14 protein-coding genes are annotated in these 15,254 nt (G+C 65.4%); 8 read left to right on the top strand and 6 right to left on the bottom strand.

Annotated elements, in window-relative coordinates:
* Positions 1-42 precede the first annotated feature (42 nt).
* Genes M2331_RS05705 through M2331_RS05695 form a run of 3 tightly spaced genes read right to left on the bottom strand, consistent with a single transcriptional unit; the run spans position 43 to position 2,214 of the window.
* Entirely contained in the window at positions 43-759 is a 717-nt protein-coding gene (locus tag M2331_RS05705) for an N-formylglutamate amidohydrolase (RefSeq protein ID WP_181559371.1), read from the bottom strand.
* A gap of 45 nt (positions 760-804) precedes the next feature.
* Positions 805-1,641, bottom strand: coding sequence for a 4-(cytidine 5'-diphospho)-2-C-methyl-D-erythritol kinase (locus tag M2331_RS05700; protein WP_181559370.1), 837 nt, complete (start codon positions 1,639-1,641; stop codon positions 805-807).
* A gap of 60 nt (positions 1,642-1,701) precedes the next feature.
* Complete coding sequence (locus M2331_RS05695) at positions 1,702-2,214, bottom strand: DUF305 domain-containing protein (protein WP_181559369.1); 513 nt, start codon at positions 2,212-2,214, stop codon at positions 1,702-1,704.
* Positions 2,215-2,370: 156 nt separating this feature from the next.
* On the opposite strand from M2331_RS05695, the gene M2331_RS05690 reads away from it, so the two are divergent.
* Positions 2,371-2,517: a lmo0937 family membrane protein gene (locus tag M2331_RS05690; protein ID WP_181559368.1), complete on the top strand. Its 147-nt coding sequence runs from the start codon at positions 2,371-2,373 to the stop codon at positions 2,515-2,517.
* A 78-nt stretch (positions 2,518-2,595) separates the two neighbouring features.
* Here the strand turns inward: M2331_RS05690 and M2331_RS05685 are convergent, their stop codons facing one another.
* Positions 2,596-4,248, bottom strand: a complete 1,653-nt coding sequence (locus tag M2331_RS05685; protein ID WP_181559367.1) for an electron transfer flavoprotein-ubiquinone oxidoreductase — start codon at positions 4,246-4,248, stop codon at positions 2,596-2,598.
* 124 nt (positions 4,249-4,372) lie between these two features.
* Between M2331_RS05685 and M2331_RS05680 the strand changes: the two genes are divergently transcribed.
* Genes M2331_RS05680 through moaB form a run of 3 tightly spaced genes read left to right on the top strand, consistent with a single transcriptional unit; the run spans position 4,373 to position 7,489 of the window.
* Positions 4,373-5,200 carry a hypothetical protein gene (locus tag M2331_RS05680; protein ID WP_184117303.1) on the top strand — a complete coding sequence of 276 codons (828 nt, stop codon included), beginning with the start codon at positions 4,373-4,375 and terminating at the stop codon, positions 5,198-5,200.
* A complete protein-coding gene (locus tag M2331_RS05675) occupies positions 5,197-6,972 on the top strand; it encodes a lytic transglycosylase domain-containing protein (RefSeq protein WP_181559365.1) in 1,776 nt (591 codons plus the stop codon). The genes M2331_RS05680 and M2331_RS05675 overlap by 4 nt, the downstream gene beginning before the upstream one ends.
* Positions 6,962-7,489 carry a molybdenum cofactor biosynthesis protein B gene (moaB, locus tag M2331_RS05670; protein ID WP_181559364.1) on the top strand — a complete coding sequence of 176 codons (528 nt, stop codon included), beginning with the start codon at positions 6,962-6,964 and terminating at the stop codon, positions 7,487-7,489. The genes M2331_RS05675 and moaB overlap by 11 nt, the downstream gene beginning before the upstream one ends.
* A gap of 183 nt (positions 7,490-7,672) precedes the next feature.
* Here moaB and M2331_RS05665 read toward each other — a convergent pair whose 3' ends face one another.
* Positions 7,673-9,196 carry an aminoacyl--tRNA ligase-related protein gene (locus tag M2331_RS05665; RefSeq protein ID WP_181561388.1) on the bottom strand — a complete coding sequence of 508 codons (1,524 nt, stop codon included), beginning with the start codon at positions 9,194-9,196 and terminating at the stop codon, positions 7,673-7,675.
* Between the two features lie 160 nt (positions 9,197-9,356).
* Between M2331_RS05665 and M2331_RS05660 the strand changes: the two genes are divergently transcribed.
* On the top strand, positions 9,357-11,231 hold the full coding sequence (locus M2331_RS05660; protein ID WP_181559363.1) for an AsmA family protein: 1,875 nt from the start codon (positions 9,357-9,359) through the stop codon (positions 11,229-11,231).
* 210 nt (positions 11,232-11,441) lie between these two features.
* Positions 11,442-12,125: a PEPxxWA-CTERM sorting domain-containing protein gene (locus M2331_RS05655; protein ID WP_181561387.1), complete on the top strand. Its 684-nt coding sequence runs from the start codon at positions 11,442-11,444 to the stop codon at positions 12,123-12,125.
* Between the two features lie 100 nt (positions 12,126-12,225).
* On the opposite strand, the gene phaR is transcribed toward M2331_RS05655, so the two are convergent.
* The gene (gene phaR / locus M2331_RS05650; RefSeq protein WP_181559362.1) at positions 12,226-12,780 is read right to left on the bottom strand and encodes a polyhydroxyalkanoate synthesis repressor PhaR; all 555 of its coding nucleotides are present in this window, start codon (positions 12,778-12,780) and stop codon (positions 12,226-12,228) included.
* Positions 12,781-13,039: 259 nt separating this feature from the next.
* On the opposite strand from phaR, the gene M2331_RS05645 reads away from it, so the two are divergent.
* On the top strand, positions 13,040-13,909 hold the full coding sequence (locus M2331_RS05645) for an alpha/beta fold hydrolase (RefSeq protein ID WP_319800981.1): 870 nt from the start codon (positions 13,040-13,042) through the stop codon (positions 13,907-13,909).
* Between the two features lie 67 nt (positions 13,910-13,976).
* Positions 13,977-15,149: an acetyl-CoA C-acetyltransferase gene (locus tag M2331_RS05640; RefSeq protein WP_181559361.1), complete on the top strand. Its 1,173-nt coding sequence runs from the start codon at positions 13,977-13,979 to the stop codon at positions 15,147-15,149.
* The last annotated feature ends 105 nt before the right edge of the window (positions 15,150-15,254 follow it).

Raw genomic sequence — 15,254 nt, 5'->3', positions numbered from 1 at the left:
GCAAGCATGGAGGGCGCAAAACACGCCTGTTGCGAGCCGCTCTCAGGAAAAGGCCGCACGGCAGGCGCGCAGCACCGGCCCGATGATGCCCGCCAGCCGCGCCTGACCGGCGCCGTCGCTCACCAGATCCTGCCGCATCTCGATGCCAAGATAGGGCCGCCCATGGGCCTCGGCATGGCGGTTCATCGTCGCATTGAGCAGCTTGCCTGAATAGGGCTCCTGATCGCCGACCACCAGCCCCGCGGCGGCCAGCAGGGGGATGGCAATGCGCGCGCCGCGATCGTCCTGATTGTAGAGCACGCCGATGTCCCATGGGCGCGCTTCTTCGGGCCGGCTCCGCAATTGCGGCGTGAAGCTGTGCAGCGAGAGCAGGAACGGCCGATGCCCCTGCCCGGCCAGCGCGGCAACCTCGGCATGATAGGGATCGTAAAAGCGCGCGAGACGGTCGGCGACTTCGGCGGTGCTGTTGCCCTCGATATGGTGGCCATCGCTATGCACCGGGACCAGCCCGGCCGAATCCGCCTCGCGATTATAATCGATCACGAGGCGCGAGACGCCGCCCAGGATCGCGCAGCACCCGCCCTGATCCACCAGCAGCCGCGCGACCTGCGCGACGCCGATATCGATCGCGACATGCTCCTCCAGCACGGCAGCGGGCAGACCGAGATCGATATCCTCCGGCACATGGTTGGAGGCATGATCGGCGATGATCAGAATCGGTGCGGACGGATCGCCCAGGATTTGAAACGCATCAGTCATGCCCAAGGCCTAGCGCAGTTTGGGCCCAGCCAAAAGACCACGTGTTCAGCGCAGCAGGCTGGTCATCACCCACCAGTCGGGATGGTCGGCGATGATGCGGTCGGCGGCTGCATCCCGCTCGGCCTCGCTCGCGAAAACGGCAAAGCAGGTCGCACCGGAGCCGGACATGCGGGCAACTTGGGGAAGCTGCGCGCGCAGCACCGCCAGCACCTCCTCGATTTCCGGCACCAGAGCCATAGCGCTCGCCGCCAGATCGTTGCGGCCCCGCGCCCATGCCAGCGGGTCCAGCGCGCCCCGGTCGATGCCGTCCCATCCGCCGAACACAGGTCCGGTGGGGCAGGCGATCAGCGGATTGACCAACAACACGGGCGTCTCCGCCAGATCGAGATCGATGATTTCCAGCCGGTCACCCACGCCCGACCCGAATACGGTGGCCGAGCCCAGGCATGCAGGCACATCGGCGCCCAGCGCCGAGGCGATGGCCGGGAAATCGATCTCCATCGGCCGCACGTCCCATAGCCGCACCAGCAGCCGAAGCGCAGCGGCGGCATCGGCCGAGCCGCCTCCGATGCCGGAAGCAACCGGCAGGTGCTTCTCGAGCAGCAGATCGGCGCCCAGATGGCCGCCAGTCACGGCTTGCAAGGCATGCGCCGCGCGCATCACCAAATTGCGCTCATCGGTCGGCAAGCCATCAGCGAACGGCCCCTCGATGCGCAACGCGATCTCGCCGTCCTCGCGGAGCGTGCCGCTCAGGCCGTCGCCATCCGCGCAAAAAGCGAACAGGCTCTCCAGCTCATGATAGCCCTCGGCGCGGCGCGCGCGGACATGAAGAGCGAGGTTGAGCTTGGCGTGGGCGGTTTCTGTGAGCACGGGCGGCTCCATAGCGGGGCCGCGGCCGCTTGTCTTGTCCCTCTGCAAGCTCGGTCGCCCAGCCATCATGCGTCAATCTGACGGCGCGGCCTTCCCTGCCTCGCGATAGTCGGGAAGATCAGGCGCATCCTGCGGCACCGGCTGCGCCTCCAGCTTGGCGATCAGCGCCTTCATTTCGGCAATTTCTCGCACCTGCGCTTCGATGATGCCGTCGGCCAGCGCACGCACCTGCGGGTCGCGAATATGGGCGCGCTCGCTGGTCATGATCGCGATGGAATGGTGCGGGATCATCGCCTTCATATAGCTGACATCGTTGACCGTGGCCTGACTGCGCACCAGCCAGAGCGAGAGGCCGAAGACGAGAGTTGCACCGGCGATAATCCCGATCTTCACGCCCTTGCGCGCGTACATCCCCCACATGAAAACCAGCATGATGATGGCCATCACGGCGCCCATCAGCAGCGCCATCAAGGTGCGGGTCTGGCTGTACGTGACATGATCGAGGGCGTAGGTGTTCAGGTACATCAGTCCGAACATCACGACCGTCGATGTGGCGATCATGGCCGCGAAGCGCGCGTAGCTCATCCAGGCCTCCTCTGCGGGTCTACCAAACCAACCCGTCAGCAGGGATAGGGTTGCAGTCTGAGCCGACGTCAGCCGGACTGCACACACCTACACGGGAACTTTTCGCCGCAGCGACCGTCTTCCCATTGTCGGGAAAAGAATTTGAAAGGGACTTATATGCTCTGGACCATCATCGGTATTCTGATCGTTCTGTGGCTGCTTGGGTTCGTCCTTCACGTCGGTGGCGGCCTCATCCACATCCTTCTGCTCATCGCGGGCGTGGTGTTCGTATTCCAGCTCATCACCGGTCGCCGATCTCTCTGATCGCGCCAGATGATCGATGAACAAACGGGGCCTTGATCGGCCCCGTTTTTCTGTGCGTCAACGAGGGTGGATGCGCAGCTACATGTTCGGATAAGTCGGCCCGCCGCCGCCCTCGGGCGCCACCCAGTTGATATTCTGGGTCGGGTCCTTGATGTCGCAGGTCTTGCAGTGGACGCAGTTCTGCGCGTTGATCTGGAAGCGCGGATTTCCGGCGCCATCCTCTACCACCTCATAGACGCCCGCAGGGCAGTAGAGCCGGGCCGGCTCGTCATAGAGTGGCAGATTGTAGCGGATCGGCACGTCGGGGTCCTTGAGCTGCAGATGGACCGGCTGGTCCTCCTCATGATTGGTGCCCGAGAGGAAGACGGACGAGAGCCGATCGAAACTGAATACCCCGTCCGGCTTGGGATAATCGATCTTGTGAACGGCATCCTTGCGCCACAGCTTGGTATGATCGGCCTTGTTGCGCAGCGTAAACGGCAGCCCGATGCCGAGCGAGCGCATCCACATATCGATGCCGGCAAACAGCGTACCCACGACATTACCGAACCTGGCCAGCGCCGGGCCGGCATTGCGCACCAGCTTCAGCTCCTTTGCGATCCAGCTTTCGTCCAGCGCGGCTGGGTAGGCCTCCAGCACATCGCCCGAGCGGTCCGCCGCGACCGCATCCGCCACGGCGTCGGCCGCCAGCATCGCGGATTTCATCGCTGTATGCGTGCCCTTGATGCGCGGGACGTTCACAAAGCCGGCCGAGCAGCCGATGAGCGCCGCGCCGGGCATCACCAGCTTGGGGATGGATTGCCAGCCGCCCTCATTGATGACGCGGGCGCCATAGGAGACGCGCTTGCCGCCTTCCAGAACCGCGCGGATGTCCGGATGCTGCTTCCAGCGCTGAAATTCCTCGAACGGGCTCAGATATGGGTTCTTGTAGCCCAGCCCCACCACGAAGCCGAGCGCCACCTGACCATTCGCCTGATGATACAGGAAGCCGCCACCATAGGCATCGGTCAGCGGCCAGCCCTGCGTGTGGATCACCCGGCCAGGCACATGCTTGGCCGGATCGATATCCCACAATTCCTTGCAACCCAGGCCATAGGTCTGTGGATCGCCGTCCGCTTCTAGATCGTAGCGGGCCTTGAGCTGCTTGGTGAGGTGGCCGCGCGCGCCCTCGGCAAACAATGTGTAGCGAGCGTGAAGTTCGAGCCCGGGCTGATAATCCGGCTTGCAACTGCCATCGCGGGCGACGCCCATGTCGCCGGTCGCGACTCCTTTCACGGCGCCATTCTCATCGTACAGGATCTCGGCGGCGGGGAAGCCGGGGAAGATTTCTACGCCCAGCCCCTCCGCCTGCTCGGCAAGCCAGCGACACAGCGAGCCCAGCGAGCCGGTATATGTGCCCTTATTGTGCATGAACCCCGGCGTCAGCAGATGCGGCACCGCGAATTTGCCCGAGCGGCTCAGCATCCAGTGATGGTTCTCGGTGACCGGCACCTGCGCCAGCGGGCAGTCGCTGGTCCGCCACTCCGGCAGCAGCTCATCGAGCGCCCGGGGATCGATCACCGCGCCGGAGAGAATATGCGCGCCGATCTCCGAGCCTTTTTCCAGCACGCAGACGCTGATCTCGCTGCCCGCCGCCTGGGCGCGCTGCTTGAGGCGGATCGCCGCGCTCAATCCTGCAGGGCCTCCGCCTACGATCACCACGTCATAGGGCATGGATTCCCGTTCGGACATGTCTACCTCCCTATGCGGCGGACGCTCTGGAGTTCCGTCCGGTCGCCGCAATATTTTCACGCTTTACAGTCGCCAGCGATGCGGCAGAGTTGACCGCGCCGTCAACCTCTGTCTCTGTAAACCCATGGGTGAGCAGGACATGATGACGCCGGAGCAGGCGGCCTATGCCTATGCGCATTGGTGGCGGGAAGCGGGGCTGGACTGCGCCACCGACGAGGCGCCCCGGCGCTGGCGGGATGGCGAGCCCGTTCCATTCTGGCGACGCTCTTCCAACACAGCCAGTGGCGCAGCGGACGTTGCCGCCCGGCCGACCATTGATGCGCCTGCTGAAGCCCCCGCGCCGGCACCGCAGCCTGCCCCCGTGCACGCCCGTATGCCGGATAAGGCGCCCAAGACGATGCCGGCAGATTTGCCGGGCTTCCTCGAGTGGATTGCGCAGGATGCCGGCCAGCCAGAAGCCGATTGGCATGGCGAGCGGATCGCCCTCCCCGCCCTGCACGCGCCGCGCCTCGTTCTCCTCGTCGAGATGCCGGCCGCCGGTGCAACCGATCTGGCCCAGCTTCTCGAGCCGCAACAGCAGCGGTTTATCGCCGCGATGCTCGGCACGCTCGGCCTTGAGCCCACACAGGCGCCGTGCCTGCCGCTGGCTCTGCGCCGTCCGCCGGGCGGTCATCTCGATGCCGCCTTGCTCCCCCAGTTCGCTGCGCGGATGAGCCGCTATCTCAATCTGGCCCAGCCGGGCGCGATCATCCTGCTGGGTGACCGGATTGGCCGCGCCATGCTCGGCGAGCGCTGGCGACCCGGCCTGGTGGGGCTCGAAAAGATTGACCTGCCGCATGGCAGCGTGGATACGGTCGCCCTCGCGGGGCCTGATCTGCTGATGAACCGGCCGCTTGCCAAGGCCAGAAGCTGGCAAAGCGTGCGTATGCTCCATGGATTGTTGACGCAATGAACAGGTCCCCTTCCCGATCCCGTGTGCGCCGGTCGCTGCTCATTGCCCTGTCGCTGTGCGCGCTCGCTGGCCCGCTGGCGGTAGCCCAGCCGGCGGCGGCGGCTTCGGCGATCCCGACGCCGAGCCAGGATGAGCAAGGCCGATATGGCGCCATTCTCGCCATGCTGGAGGGCAAGCGCTGGGAAGAGGCGCGCAGTGCCATTCTCGGCCTCTCCGAGGCGGACAGCATGCGCCCGCATCTGCTAGCCGAGTTGTATCTCGCCAAGGATAGCCCCCGCGTCGAGCTGTTCGACCTGCTCGACCTGCTGCACAAGACGCCCAACCTTCCGCAGAACGACCGCATCGCCTCGCTGGCCCGCAAGCGGGGCGCGCAGACGCTGCCGGACCGGCCGGCCACGCGCCAGCTCATGTGGACCGGCACCTCTCCCCAGCGGCAGATGCTCCGCTCCGTGAAGGGCGATGCCGCAGCCGATCAGCTGCGCGGCACGCTGCTCCAGTATATCAAGGACGATCAACCCAATCAGGGCGAGGCCCTGCTCGCCTCCGCCGAGGCCGGGCTCGGCATGGATGGCCGCACCGAATTGCGTCAGCGCCTCGCCTGGTCCTATTTCATCTGCGGCGATACCGCCAATGCCCGCCGCATGGGCGCGCTGGCCGTCGATGGCGGCACCGGCGAGTTCGTGGCACCGTCTTACTGGGTGATGGGCCTCGCCGCCTGGCGCGAGAAGCAATGGGCCGCCGCCGCCGACTCTTTCTATCATGCCGCGATGAGCACGTCCGATGCGGACCTGCGCAGCCGCAGCTATTTCTGGGCCGCGCGCGCCATGATGGCCGACCGGAAGCCCGAGCGAGTCAATGCCCTGCTGCGCAGCGCGGCGCGCGATGAAGAGAGCTTCTACGGCCTGCTGGCCCGCGAAACGCTCGGCCTCGGCTTCAGCACCGCGCTCAAGCGGGAGAATGTGTCGTCGCAGGATTGGTCACTGCTCGCGGGCAGCGGCAATGTCCGCAACGCCGTGATCCTCGCCACGCTGGGCCGGAGCGCGCAGGCCGATGCGGTGCTGCGCCACGAAGCGGCGCTGAGCGACGACACGCGCTATAGCGCCCTCGTGCATCTCGCCAGCGACCTTTCGCTGCCGACCACCCAGCTCTGGCTGGCGCAACGCTCGCCAAGCGGGCGCAAGTCGGCGGCCTATGCGCGCTATCCCCGCCCGGAATGGTCGCCGAGCAATGGCTGGCAAGTCGAGCGCGCGCTGGTCTTCGCCCATGCCCTGCAGGAATCCCGCTTCCAGACCGATGCACGCAGCCCGGCCGATGCACGCGGCCTGATGCAGGTGCTCCCGGGCACCGGTGCGCAGCTTGCCCGCTCCAGCGGCATGGCCGTTACGCCCGATCAGCTTTACGATCCGGCCGTCAGCCTCGCGCTCGGCCAGGCCTATCTGCGCAAGCTCAGCCAGATGCCGGCCACGGGCGGACTGCTGCCCAAGGTCGTCGCGGCCTATAATGCCGGCCCAACCCCCATCGAGCGCTGGAACGTGCAGATCCGCGATGAGGGCGATCCGCTGCTCTTCATCGAATCCGTGCCTTATTACGAGACCCGCGCCTATCTGAACGCCGTGCTGCGCAATTACTGGATCTACCAGATGGACGAGCAAGGCGGCCGCTCCCCGGCACTCTCGGCCATGGCGCAGGGCCTGTGGGTCCGTTTCCCGGATGGCAGCAAGGACGTCGCCGTCCGTGTCACCCCGCATGGGACCGCTGCCGGTGCCTATTGACGAGAGCCGCGTCTTCATCCCGGTTCAGATCGCCCTGCTCACAATCTCCGACACGCGGACGCTGGCGGACGACCGATCCGGCGATACAATGGCCGAGCGGGTGACCGCTGCCGGCCATGTGCTGAAGGCCCGCGAGATCAGCAAGGATTCGGTCGAGACCATCCTTGGCCATCTGCACCGCTGGATCGACGACCCGCAGATCGATGTCATCCTCACCACAGGCGGCACCGGGGTGACGGGGCGGGACGTGACACCTGAAGCGCTCGAAAAGGTGCAGGACAAGGCCATTCCGGGCTTTGGCGAGCTATTCCGCTGGCTCAGCTTCCAGTCGATCGGCACCTCGACCATCCAATCCCGCGCCTGCGCCTGCGTGGCGCGAGGGACTTATATCTTCGCCCTGCCCGGCTCGACCGGCGCGGTGAAGGATGGGTGGGATCAGATTCTGGTCCACCAGCTCGATAGCCGCTTTCGGCCGTGCAACTTCGTGGAATTGATGCCGCGGCTGTTGGAGAAGTAGGCTCAGGAAATCCACAGAACCGTTCGTGTCGAGCCCTTCGACTGCCCGCAGGGCGGGCGCTCAGGATAAACTTCAGCCAAAGGCTGAAGTCGAGACACGCGAGGACAGTGCTGGCCGTGTCTCGACTTCGCTCGACACGAACGGGGGAACTTAGGGGCGCTCAAGTGCCACCGCCCCTACGCCTCAATAAGCGCGGCCGACCAGAACCCGCTGCACAGCCTTCTCGCCGGTGAAGATGCACGTCCCGCTCGCCGGCGTCGCATCCATCGGCACGTTGCGCAGCGTCAGCTTCTCGCCCTTCAGCCAAGCGACCACCTTGTCCAGCGCGGGTCCCGTGGGCTTGCTCCATTCGACTTCGACCCAGCCGGGCTTGTCGCCGCCGAACGCGCCGGCCAGCGCGGTCAGTTCGCTCACGTCGCGGCGGATGTTCGCATCCAGCCGCGCGCGCGCCTCGCTGTGCAGCGTGTCCTGAACCCCGCGCAGCATGTCCCCGACCGCAGTCACGAAAGCATCCCGCGCCATGACCTCGCTCGCCAGCTTGCCCGCCTCATTATAGAGCCGGTCCCGCCGCACGACCGAAACATTGCCGCCCGCGACATCGCGCCCGCCGACCTCGACGATGATCGGCGCGCCCTTCTTCACCCAGCCCCAGCGCTTGGGGGCGGCCTTGATCGGCTTCTTGTCGAACAGCACCCGGAGCGGCTCGCGGAACACGTCGACTGCGCCCAGTTCCCTGGCCAGCGCGTCGCAATAATCGATGACCGCCGCATCCTCGTCCGTATCGCGCAGCATCGGCACGATCACCACCTGATGCGGGGCGATCATCGGCGGGCAGCGCAGCCCGTCGTCATCGCCATGGACCATGATGACGCCGCCGATCATGCGGGTCGAAACGCCCCAGCTTGTCGTGTGGCACAGGGCCTGCTGGCCATCCTGATTCTGGTACTGGATGCCCGCCGCCTTGGCGAAGCCCGTGCCCAGATAATGCGAGGTGCCGGCCTGCAGCGCCTTGCCATCCTGCATCATCGCCTCAATGGAATAGGTCGCGACCGCGCCGGGGAAGCGCTCATTCTCCGGCTTTTCGCCTGCGACCACCGGCATAGCCAGCTCGGTTTCCGCAAAGTCACGGTACATTTCGAGCGCACGCATCGTCTCGGTCCGTGCATCGGCTTCGTCGGCATGGGCGGTATGCCCTTCCTGCCAGAGGAACTCGCTGGTGCGCAGGAACATGCGGGTGCGCATCTCCCAGCGCACGACATTGGCCCACTGGTTGGTGAGCAGCGGCAGATCGCGCCAGCTCTGCACCCAACGCGCCATCGCCTTACCGATCACCGTCTCGGACGTGGGGCGCACGACTAGGGGCTCCTCCAGCTTGCTATCCGGATCGGTCTGCAGCTTCCCGTCGATATTCTTGAGGCGATGATGGGTGACCACCGCCATTTCCTTGGCGAAGCCTTCGACATGGTCCGCTTCCTCGGCGAAGAAGGAGAGCGGGATGAACAGCGGGAAATAGCAGTTCTCCACCCCAGCTGCCTTGATGCGCGCATCCATCAGCTTCTGGATGCGCTCCCAGATGCCATAGCCCCACGGACGGATGACCATGCACCCGCGCACGCCGCTTTCCTCGGCCAGATCGGCCTCGCTGATCACGGCCTGATACCAGGCAGCGAAATCCTTGGCTCGGGTGACGGGCAACGCGTGCTTGATGTTGGACAATGTCTGGCTTCCGGGATCTGGATTGGGGATTGCAGCGGTCTTTAGTGGCCGCGCGGAAAAATACCAAGACGTTCGCGCGCTGACGCTGGGAGACGAACGGGAACTTTCCCTGACCTCACTCGTCCCGTCTCCAATGGCCCACTTCTCGTCGATGATTCGCACTACGCCCCGCCGCACCCGGATCATCGCGATGATCGCGGCCGCGCTGCTGGTTCTGCTTCTGGCCCTGTTGGTACTGGCTGCAACCTTCCCCGCTTCCTGGTTCAAGGATGCCGCCGAGCGGCGCCTGTCCGACCAGATCGGCACCAAAGCCACCATCGGATCGATGACGCGGGAAAGCGCATTTTCGTTCAGCCCCGCGATTCAGGTGCGGGATATCCGTGTGCCCCAGCCGGCCTGGGCCGGCGAAGGCGATCTGGCGCGGATCGAGGCGTTGCGGTTGCGTCTCCCCGTGATCGGACTGCTGCTCGGGCGCGGCGGGCCGCAGTTGCTCTCCGCCCGTGGCGTGCGGCTGACGCTGGTGCGCGACGAGAATCGCCGCAAGAGCTGGGACGCGCTCGGCAGCAACTCCAACAAGGACGACCAGGGCAGCTCGGAAACGCCTTTGGTCCGTGTCGATGACGCCGTGATCGATTATCGCGATGCCTTTCAGAAGCGGCAGTTCAAGGTCAGCCTGTCGGTCGATCCGCAGCAGGGCTTGCGCGGCACCGGGACCGGCACCGTCGAAGGGGAACCGGTCACATTGCGGCTCACCGGCGCGCCGATGCGCGCTGGGCAAAGCTGGCCCTTTGATGCGCGCATCATGGGTGACGCCCTCACCATGCACGCGCGCGGCACGATGGCGGGCCCGATGCGCACGGACGACATGACGTTCAAGGTCTCCGCTCGCGCCAGCACGCTCAAGCTGGTGGACCGGATCATCGAGGCCGGGCTGTTCGGCACGCAGCCGGTCGATATCGCTGCCAATGTCCAACGGCGCGATGGCGTGTGGAGCGTGGCCGATCTGGGCGGCACCGTCGGCCGTAGCCGGTTCACGGGCGCGCTCACGGTCCGCAAGGTGGACGGCCGCACCAAGCTGGATGGCGAGGCGCGCTTCAGCCATCTCGATTTCGAGGATCTGGCCGACGACAAGGGCAATGCGCAGGCGGTCGCGCTGGAGCGGGCACAGGGGCAGCGGCTGGTGCCCAACACGCGGATCAATATCCGCAAGATCGACAAGACGGACGGGCGCATATCGGTGCGCGTCGACCGGATTTTGGGCGGGCGGCGCCCCTCCTCCCTCACCAATGCCAGCGCGGTGCTGAATCTTGATAACCGCATCCTCACCGTCGATCCGCTGCGCATCGGCCTGACGCAAGGCGTGATGACCGGGCGGGCCGTAGTCAATCAGCGGGAGGGCCAGCCCAAGCCGACGGTCACGCTGGCGCTCGACATGCGCAACAGCAGCATCGCGGCGCTGGCGGGCGGGGACGGCAACAGCGAGGGCGACGTGCAGGGCCGCGTGGATGCGCGCGCGCGGCTGACCGGCGTGGGCGACACAATCCGCGAGGCGGTCGGGCAATCGAACGGAACCGTAGGCGCGGTCACCCGCGGCGGATCGATGCCGGCGCGGTTGGCCGGCCTGCTCGGCTTCGACATCGGCAAGGGCCTGTTTGCGGATGAGGATAGGCGGGAAGCGCTGCGCTGCGGCGTGGTCCAGCTCGATATGCGGGGCGGACGCGGCGTGGTGCGCACCTTGGTCGTCGACACGCCGGTCAGCCAGTCACGTGGCACCGGCACAGTCAGCTTCCCCGCCGAACGTCTCGAGCTGACCCTCAAGGGCCTCGCCAAGAACGAACATGCGCTGCAGCTTCCCGGCAATGCCCATCTGCGCGGCACCTTGCGCAATCCCAATCTGGTGGTGCCGGAAAACACGCGCTCGGTCGGCAATATCCTGAAGGCAGTCGGTCGAGCGATCGGTGGTCGCGCAGAAACCGCACCGGATGCCAATTGCGCGGCGCTAATCGCTCGGGCGGTGGGACAATAGCGGCCTGTGTCATTTCGGGACAATTGCGCTGGCAGATGATTATAGATGGTTAATCTTTTGTTGACCAAAACATCCATTCAGTAACTAATCCCCATGGTTCAAGTGGGGAGAACATCAATGCATTTCAAAGCACTTACACTGTCGGCGGCAATTTGGTTCGCAAGTGCCACACCGGCTGTTGCCGCTGTTGTGGACGTCTATCCGACCGACATGAATTGGCAGAATTTGCCGGGCGAAGCCAGGTTGGGCGCGACGGCTGCAATTACCGATACGGCGCCCCGTTCGGGCAACGGCTCGCTGGAACTGATCGGTGATCGGCTGCGATTTGCCACGGGCGAAATCTATCCCGACGCAGCAACGACGTCCATTGCATCCCTCGCGGACGTCACGGCCCTCACCTTCGACTGGAGCATCGCGGTCGACTCGCTGAGCAACTACAGCGCGGACTACACGCCAGCGCTCCGCCTCCACATCTGGGACGCGGGCGCGAACAACGGCGCTGGCGCCCGCAAGGAGCTGATCTGGGAAGGCGCCTATAACGATACCTATGGCAACACCGTGAAGGGTGAGTGGTACAGTACGTCGGCGACCGACAAATTCTACATTTCCGGAGGAAGCGAGCTTGCCGGCAAGTCCATTGCGGACTGGGCATCGGAGCTGGCGCAGGGGTCGTTCGTTGCGGGCATCAGTGTCGGTGCCGGCAGCGGGGTCGGCACCGGCTATCATGCCTTCGCCGACAATGTCACGTTGAGCACGACCAGCGGCAGCACGACCTATAATTTCGAATTGCCAGCTGCCGTTCCGGAGCCTGCGACATGGGCCATGCTGATCGTCGGCTTTGCGATGATCGGCGCCGGAATGCGCCGTCGGACCACAGGCGTCCAGTTCGCCTGACCGCGCAATCACGTTACTAAAGGGGCGGGCCTCCAGCTGGAGGCCCGCCCCTTTATCATATAAGGCCGGAGCCCAGACGCGCGCGTCACTCTTGCGCGGCTCAGCCGCCCAGCTTGTCGATCTTGGCGTTGAGCGCGGCAAGCTGCGCTTTCAGCTCGGACACTTCATCGGCAGAGTCGCCAGCCTTCGCGGGTGCGGCAGGTGCAGCGGGCTTGAAGGCGTTTGCTGCGGCGTTCAGCATTTCCATGTTGCGCTTGGCGATCTCGGCAAAGGGTCCGCCGGCGAATGCGCCCTGCATGGCTTCCTGGAATTGCTGCTGGTTCTTGCGGAACGCTTCCATGCTCGCCTCAAGATATTGCGGCACCATGGACTGCATCGAGTCGCCGTAGAGCGAAATGAGCTGGCGAAGGAAGCTGACCGGCAGCATGTTCTCGCCGCGCTGCTCTTCTTCCATGATGATCTGGGTGAGGACATTGTGCGTGATATCCTCGCCGGACTTGGCATCGACCACCACGAAATCGCGCCCCTCGCGCGTCATCTGCGAGAGCAATTCAAGTGTGATATAGCTGGAGGTTTCCGTGTCATAGAGACGCCGATTGGCGTACTTCTTGATGACAATGGTCCCTGATTCGCCACCTGATTTCGATCGTGCCATAGATGATGCTCCACCCTCCGTTGGGCGCAACATAGCATCGTTTCTTTCTGCACCGCAACATGGGCCGCGTCCGCTGCCGCTGTTTCTTTCCATATTGTGGCAGGTTACGGCACAAGATGCCCAATTACGGCGCAAGGCATTGGCAGGATTGCGCCGTTTTCAGACAGCATCGCGACCTGCGCCGAGTGACCTGCCGGAAATTGCTGCGCAAAATGGCCGTGCGGCTTTGCTCACGCGAAACGGCAACGCACAACGCAGCATGAGGGGCGCCGGCGGAGACCGGGCGCCGGTCATCCTCATCCCGTCGCTGATCAACCCGCCCCACGTCCTCGACCTCTCCGAACAACGCTCGTTGCTGCGCTATCTTGGACAGCAGGGCCATAATGCCCTGCTGCTGGACTGGGGGACGCCGGATGAAGGCGAGCGCGACGTCGATCTGGCCGATCATGTCGAGCGCCTGCTGCTACCCCTGTTGCAGCAACTGGATCGCCCGCCCCTGCTCGTCGGCTATTGCCTGGGCGGGACGCTTGCCATCGGCGCGGCGGCGCGACTGCAGGCGCTGGGCAAGCCGATCGCCGGCGTCGCGACCATCGCGGCGCCCTGGGACTTCTCGGCCTATGACGCGCCCTTTCAGTCCCAGCTTGCCGAAATCTGGGCCAAGGCCAAGCCCGGTTGCGAGGCGCTGGGCCTTGTTCCGATGGAAGTCTTCCAGACCGGCTTCTGGTCGCTCGACCCGGATCGCACCATTCGTAAATATGCCGCCTTCGCCGGGATGGAGGCCGACAGCCCAGTCTTCCATGCCTTCATCGCGCTGGAAGATTGGGCCAATGAGGGCGCGCCGCTGACGTTGGCGAGCGGGCGAGACCTTGCCGAGCGCTGCTATGGCGCCAATATGACAGCGAGCGGCCAATGGTCCATCCATGGCACCGTCGCGGACCCGCGAGCGCTCGATTGTCCGACGCTCGCCATCGCCTCGACCACGGACCGGATCGTGCCCGCCGCTGCCGTGCCGCCTGCGGCGGAGCGGATCGACCTTGCGCTCGGCCATGTCGGCATGATGATCGGCAGCCGGGCGAAAGCGCAACTGTGGAGAGGATTGAGCGACTGGCTTTCGCGCTGTAGCGGCTGATGCTAGAGGCCCGGCACGAGAGAGCAACCTGCGCCCCTGGCGCCGCAATCGAGGGACTTGCCAATCCATGACCGATATCGTCATCACCGCCGCCAAGCGCACGCCGGTCGGCAGCTTTCTGGGCAGCTTCGCCAACACCCCCGCCCATGAACTCGGTCGCGTTGCCATCGTCGCGGCACTAGAGCAGGCCGGCGTTTCCCCCGATGAGGTGAACGAGCTGATCTTCGGCCAGGTGCTCACCACGGCGCAGGGCCAGAACCCGGCACGGCAGGCAGCGGTGAACGCCGGCATCCCGATCGACCGCACAGCGATCACCATCAATCAGGTCTGCGGCTCGGGCCTGCGCGCCGTCGCGCTCGCCGCGCAGGCGATCCGCTGCGGCGATGCCAGCATCATGGTGGCCGGCGGACAGGAGAATATGTCGCTCTCGCCCCACGCCCAGATGATGCGCGCGGGCACCAAGATGGGGTCGATCACGCTGATCGACACCATGGTGAACGATGGCCTGACCGATGCCTTCAACGGCTACCACATGGGCATCACGGCGGAGAATCTTGCCGAAAAGTACGGCATCACCCGCGAAGAGCAGGACGCCTTCGCGGCGGGGAGCCAGAACAAGGCGGAAGCCGCCCGCGCGGCCGGGCGCTTTGTCGATGAGATCGCGCCTGTCACGGTCAAGGGCCGCAAGGGTGACACCATCGTCGATGCCGACGAGTATATCCGCGCCGGCGCCACCGTCGAGGCGATGGCGGGACTGCGCGCTGCGTTCAAGAAGGACGGCACGGTCACCGCCGGCAATGCCAGCGGCGTGAACGATGGTGCCGCGGCGCTGGTGCTGATGACCGCCGAAGAGGCCGCCCGTCGCGGCGCGCCGGTGCTGGCGCGCATCGCCAGCTGGGCGACCTGCGGTGTCGATCCCTCGATCATGGGCATCGGCCCGGCCCCGGCCAGCCGCATCGCGCTGGACAAGGCCGGCTGGTCGCTCGCCGACCTCGATCTGATCGAGGCGAACGAAGCCTTTGCGGCGCAGGCGCTCTCGGTCGGCAAGGAACTGGGCTGGAACCCGGACATCGTGAACGTGAACGGCGGCGCGATCGCGCTTGGCCACCCCATCGGCGCCTCGGGCGCGCGGGTGCTCACCACGCTGCTCTACGAACTCGCCCGCCGCGACGGGAAGAAGGGTCTGGCGACGCTCTGCATCGGTGGCGGCATGGGCATCGCCATGTGCGTCGAGCGCTAAGCCACACATATCCTCATCACGGACCCTCATCACAGGCGCCAGCTCTCGCACGGGCTGGCGCCTTTTTAATGGCTACGGCGCCTGACTGAAGATGCTCCGACCGAC

The sequence above is a fragment of the Sphingobium sp. B10D7B genome (assembly GCF_025961955.1).
Classification (GTDB): Bacteria; Pseudomonadota; Alphaproteobacteria; order Sphingomonadales; family Sphingomonadaceae; genus Sphingobium.
This window is presented reverse-complemented; position numbering and strand designations above follow the sequence as displayed.

Bases quoted from the DNA above. Each gene is read 5' to 3' on its own strand.
- M2331_RS05660 (WP_181559363.1), top strand. From the start codon at position 9,357: ATGATTCGCACTACGCCCCGCCGCACCCGGATCATCGCGATGATCGCG.
- M2331_RS05680 (WP_184117303.1), top strand. From the start codon at position 4,373: ATGGGTGAGCAGGACATGATGACGCCGGAGCAGGCGGCCTATGCCTAT.
- M2331_RS05690 (WP_181559368.1), top strand. From the start codon at position 2,371: ATGCTCTGGACCATCATCGGTATTCTGATCGTTCTGTGGCTGCTTGGG.
- phaR (WP_181559362.1), bottom strand. From the start codon at position 12,780: ATGGCACGATCGAAATCAGGTGGCGAATCAGGGACCATTGTCATCAAG.
- M2331_RS05645 (WP_319800981.1), top strand. From the start codon at position 13,040: ATGAGGGGCGCCGGCGGAGACCGGGCGCCGGTCATCCTCATCCCGTCG.
- M2331_RS05655 (WP_181561387.1), top strand. From the start codon at position 11,442: ATGAATTGGCAGAATTTGCCGGGCGAAGCCAGGTTGGGCGCGACGGCT.
- M2331_RS05640 (WP_181559361.1), top strand. From the start codon at position 13,977: ATGACCGATATCGTCATCACCGCCGCCAAGCGCACGCCGGTCGGCAGC.
- M2331_RS05675 (WP_181559365.1), top strand. From the start codon at position 5,197: ATGAACAGGTCCCCTTCCCGATCCCGTGTGCGCCGGTCGCTGCTCATT.
- M2331_RS05705 (WP_181559371.1), bottom strand. From the start codon at position 759: ATGACTGATGCGTTTCAAATCCTGGGCGATCCGTCCGCACCGATTCTG.
- M2331_RS05700 (WP_181559370.1), bottom strand. From the start codon at position 1,641: ATGGAGCCGCCCGTGCTCACAGAAACCGCCCACGCCAAGCTCAACCTC.
- M2331_RS05685 (WP_181559367.1), bottom strand. From the start codon at position 4,248: ATGTCCGAACGGGAATCCATGCCCTATGACGTGGTGATCGTAGGCGGA.
- M2331_RS05695 (WP_181559369.1), bottom strand. From the start codon at position 2,214: ATGAGCTACGCGCGCTTCGCGGCCATGATCGCCACATCGACGGTCGTG.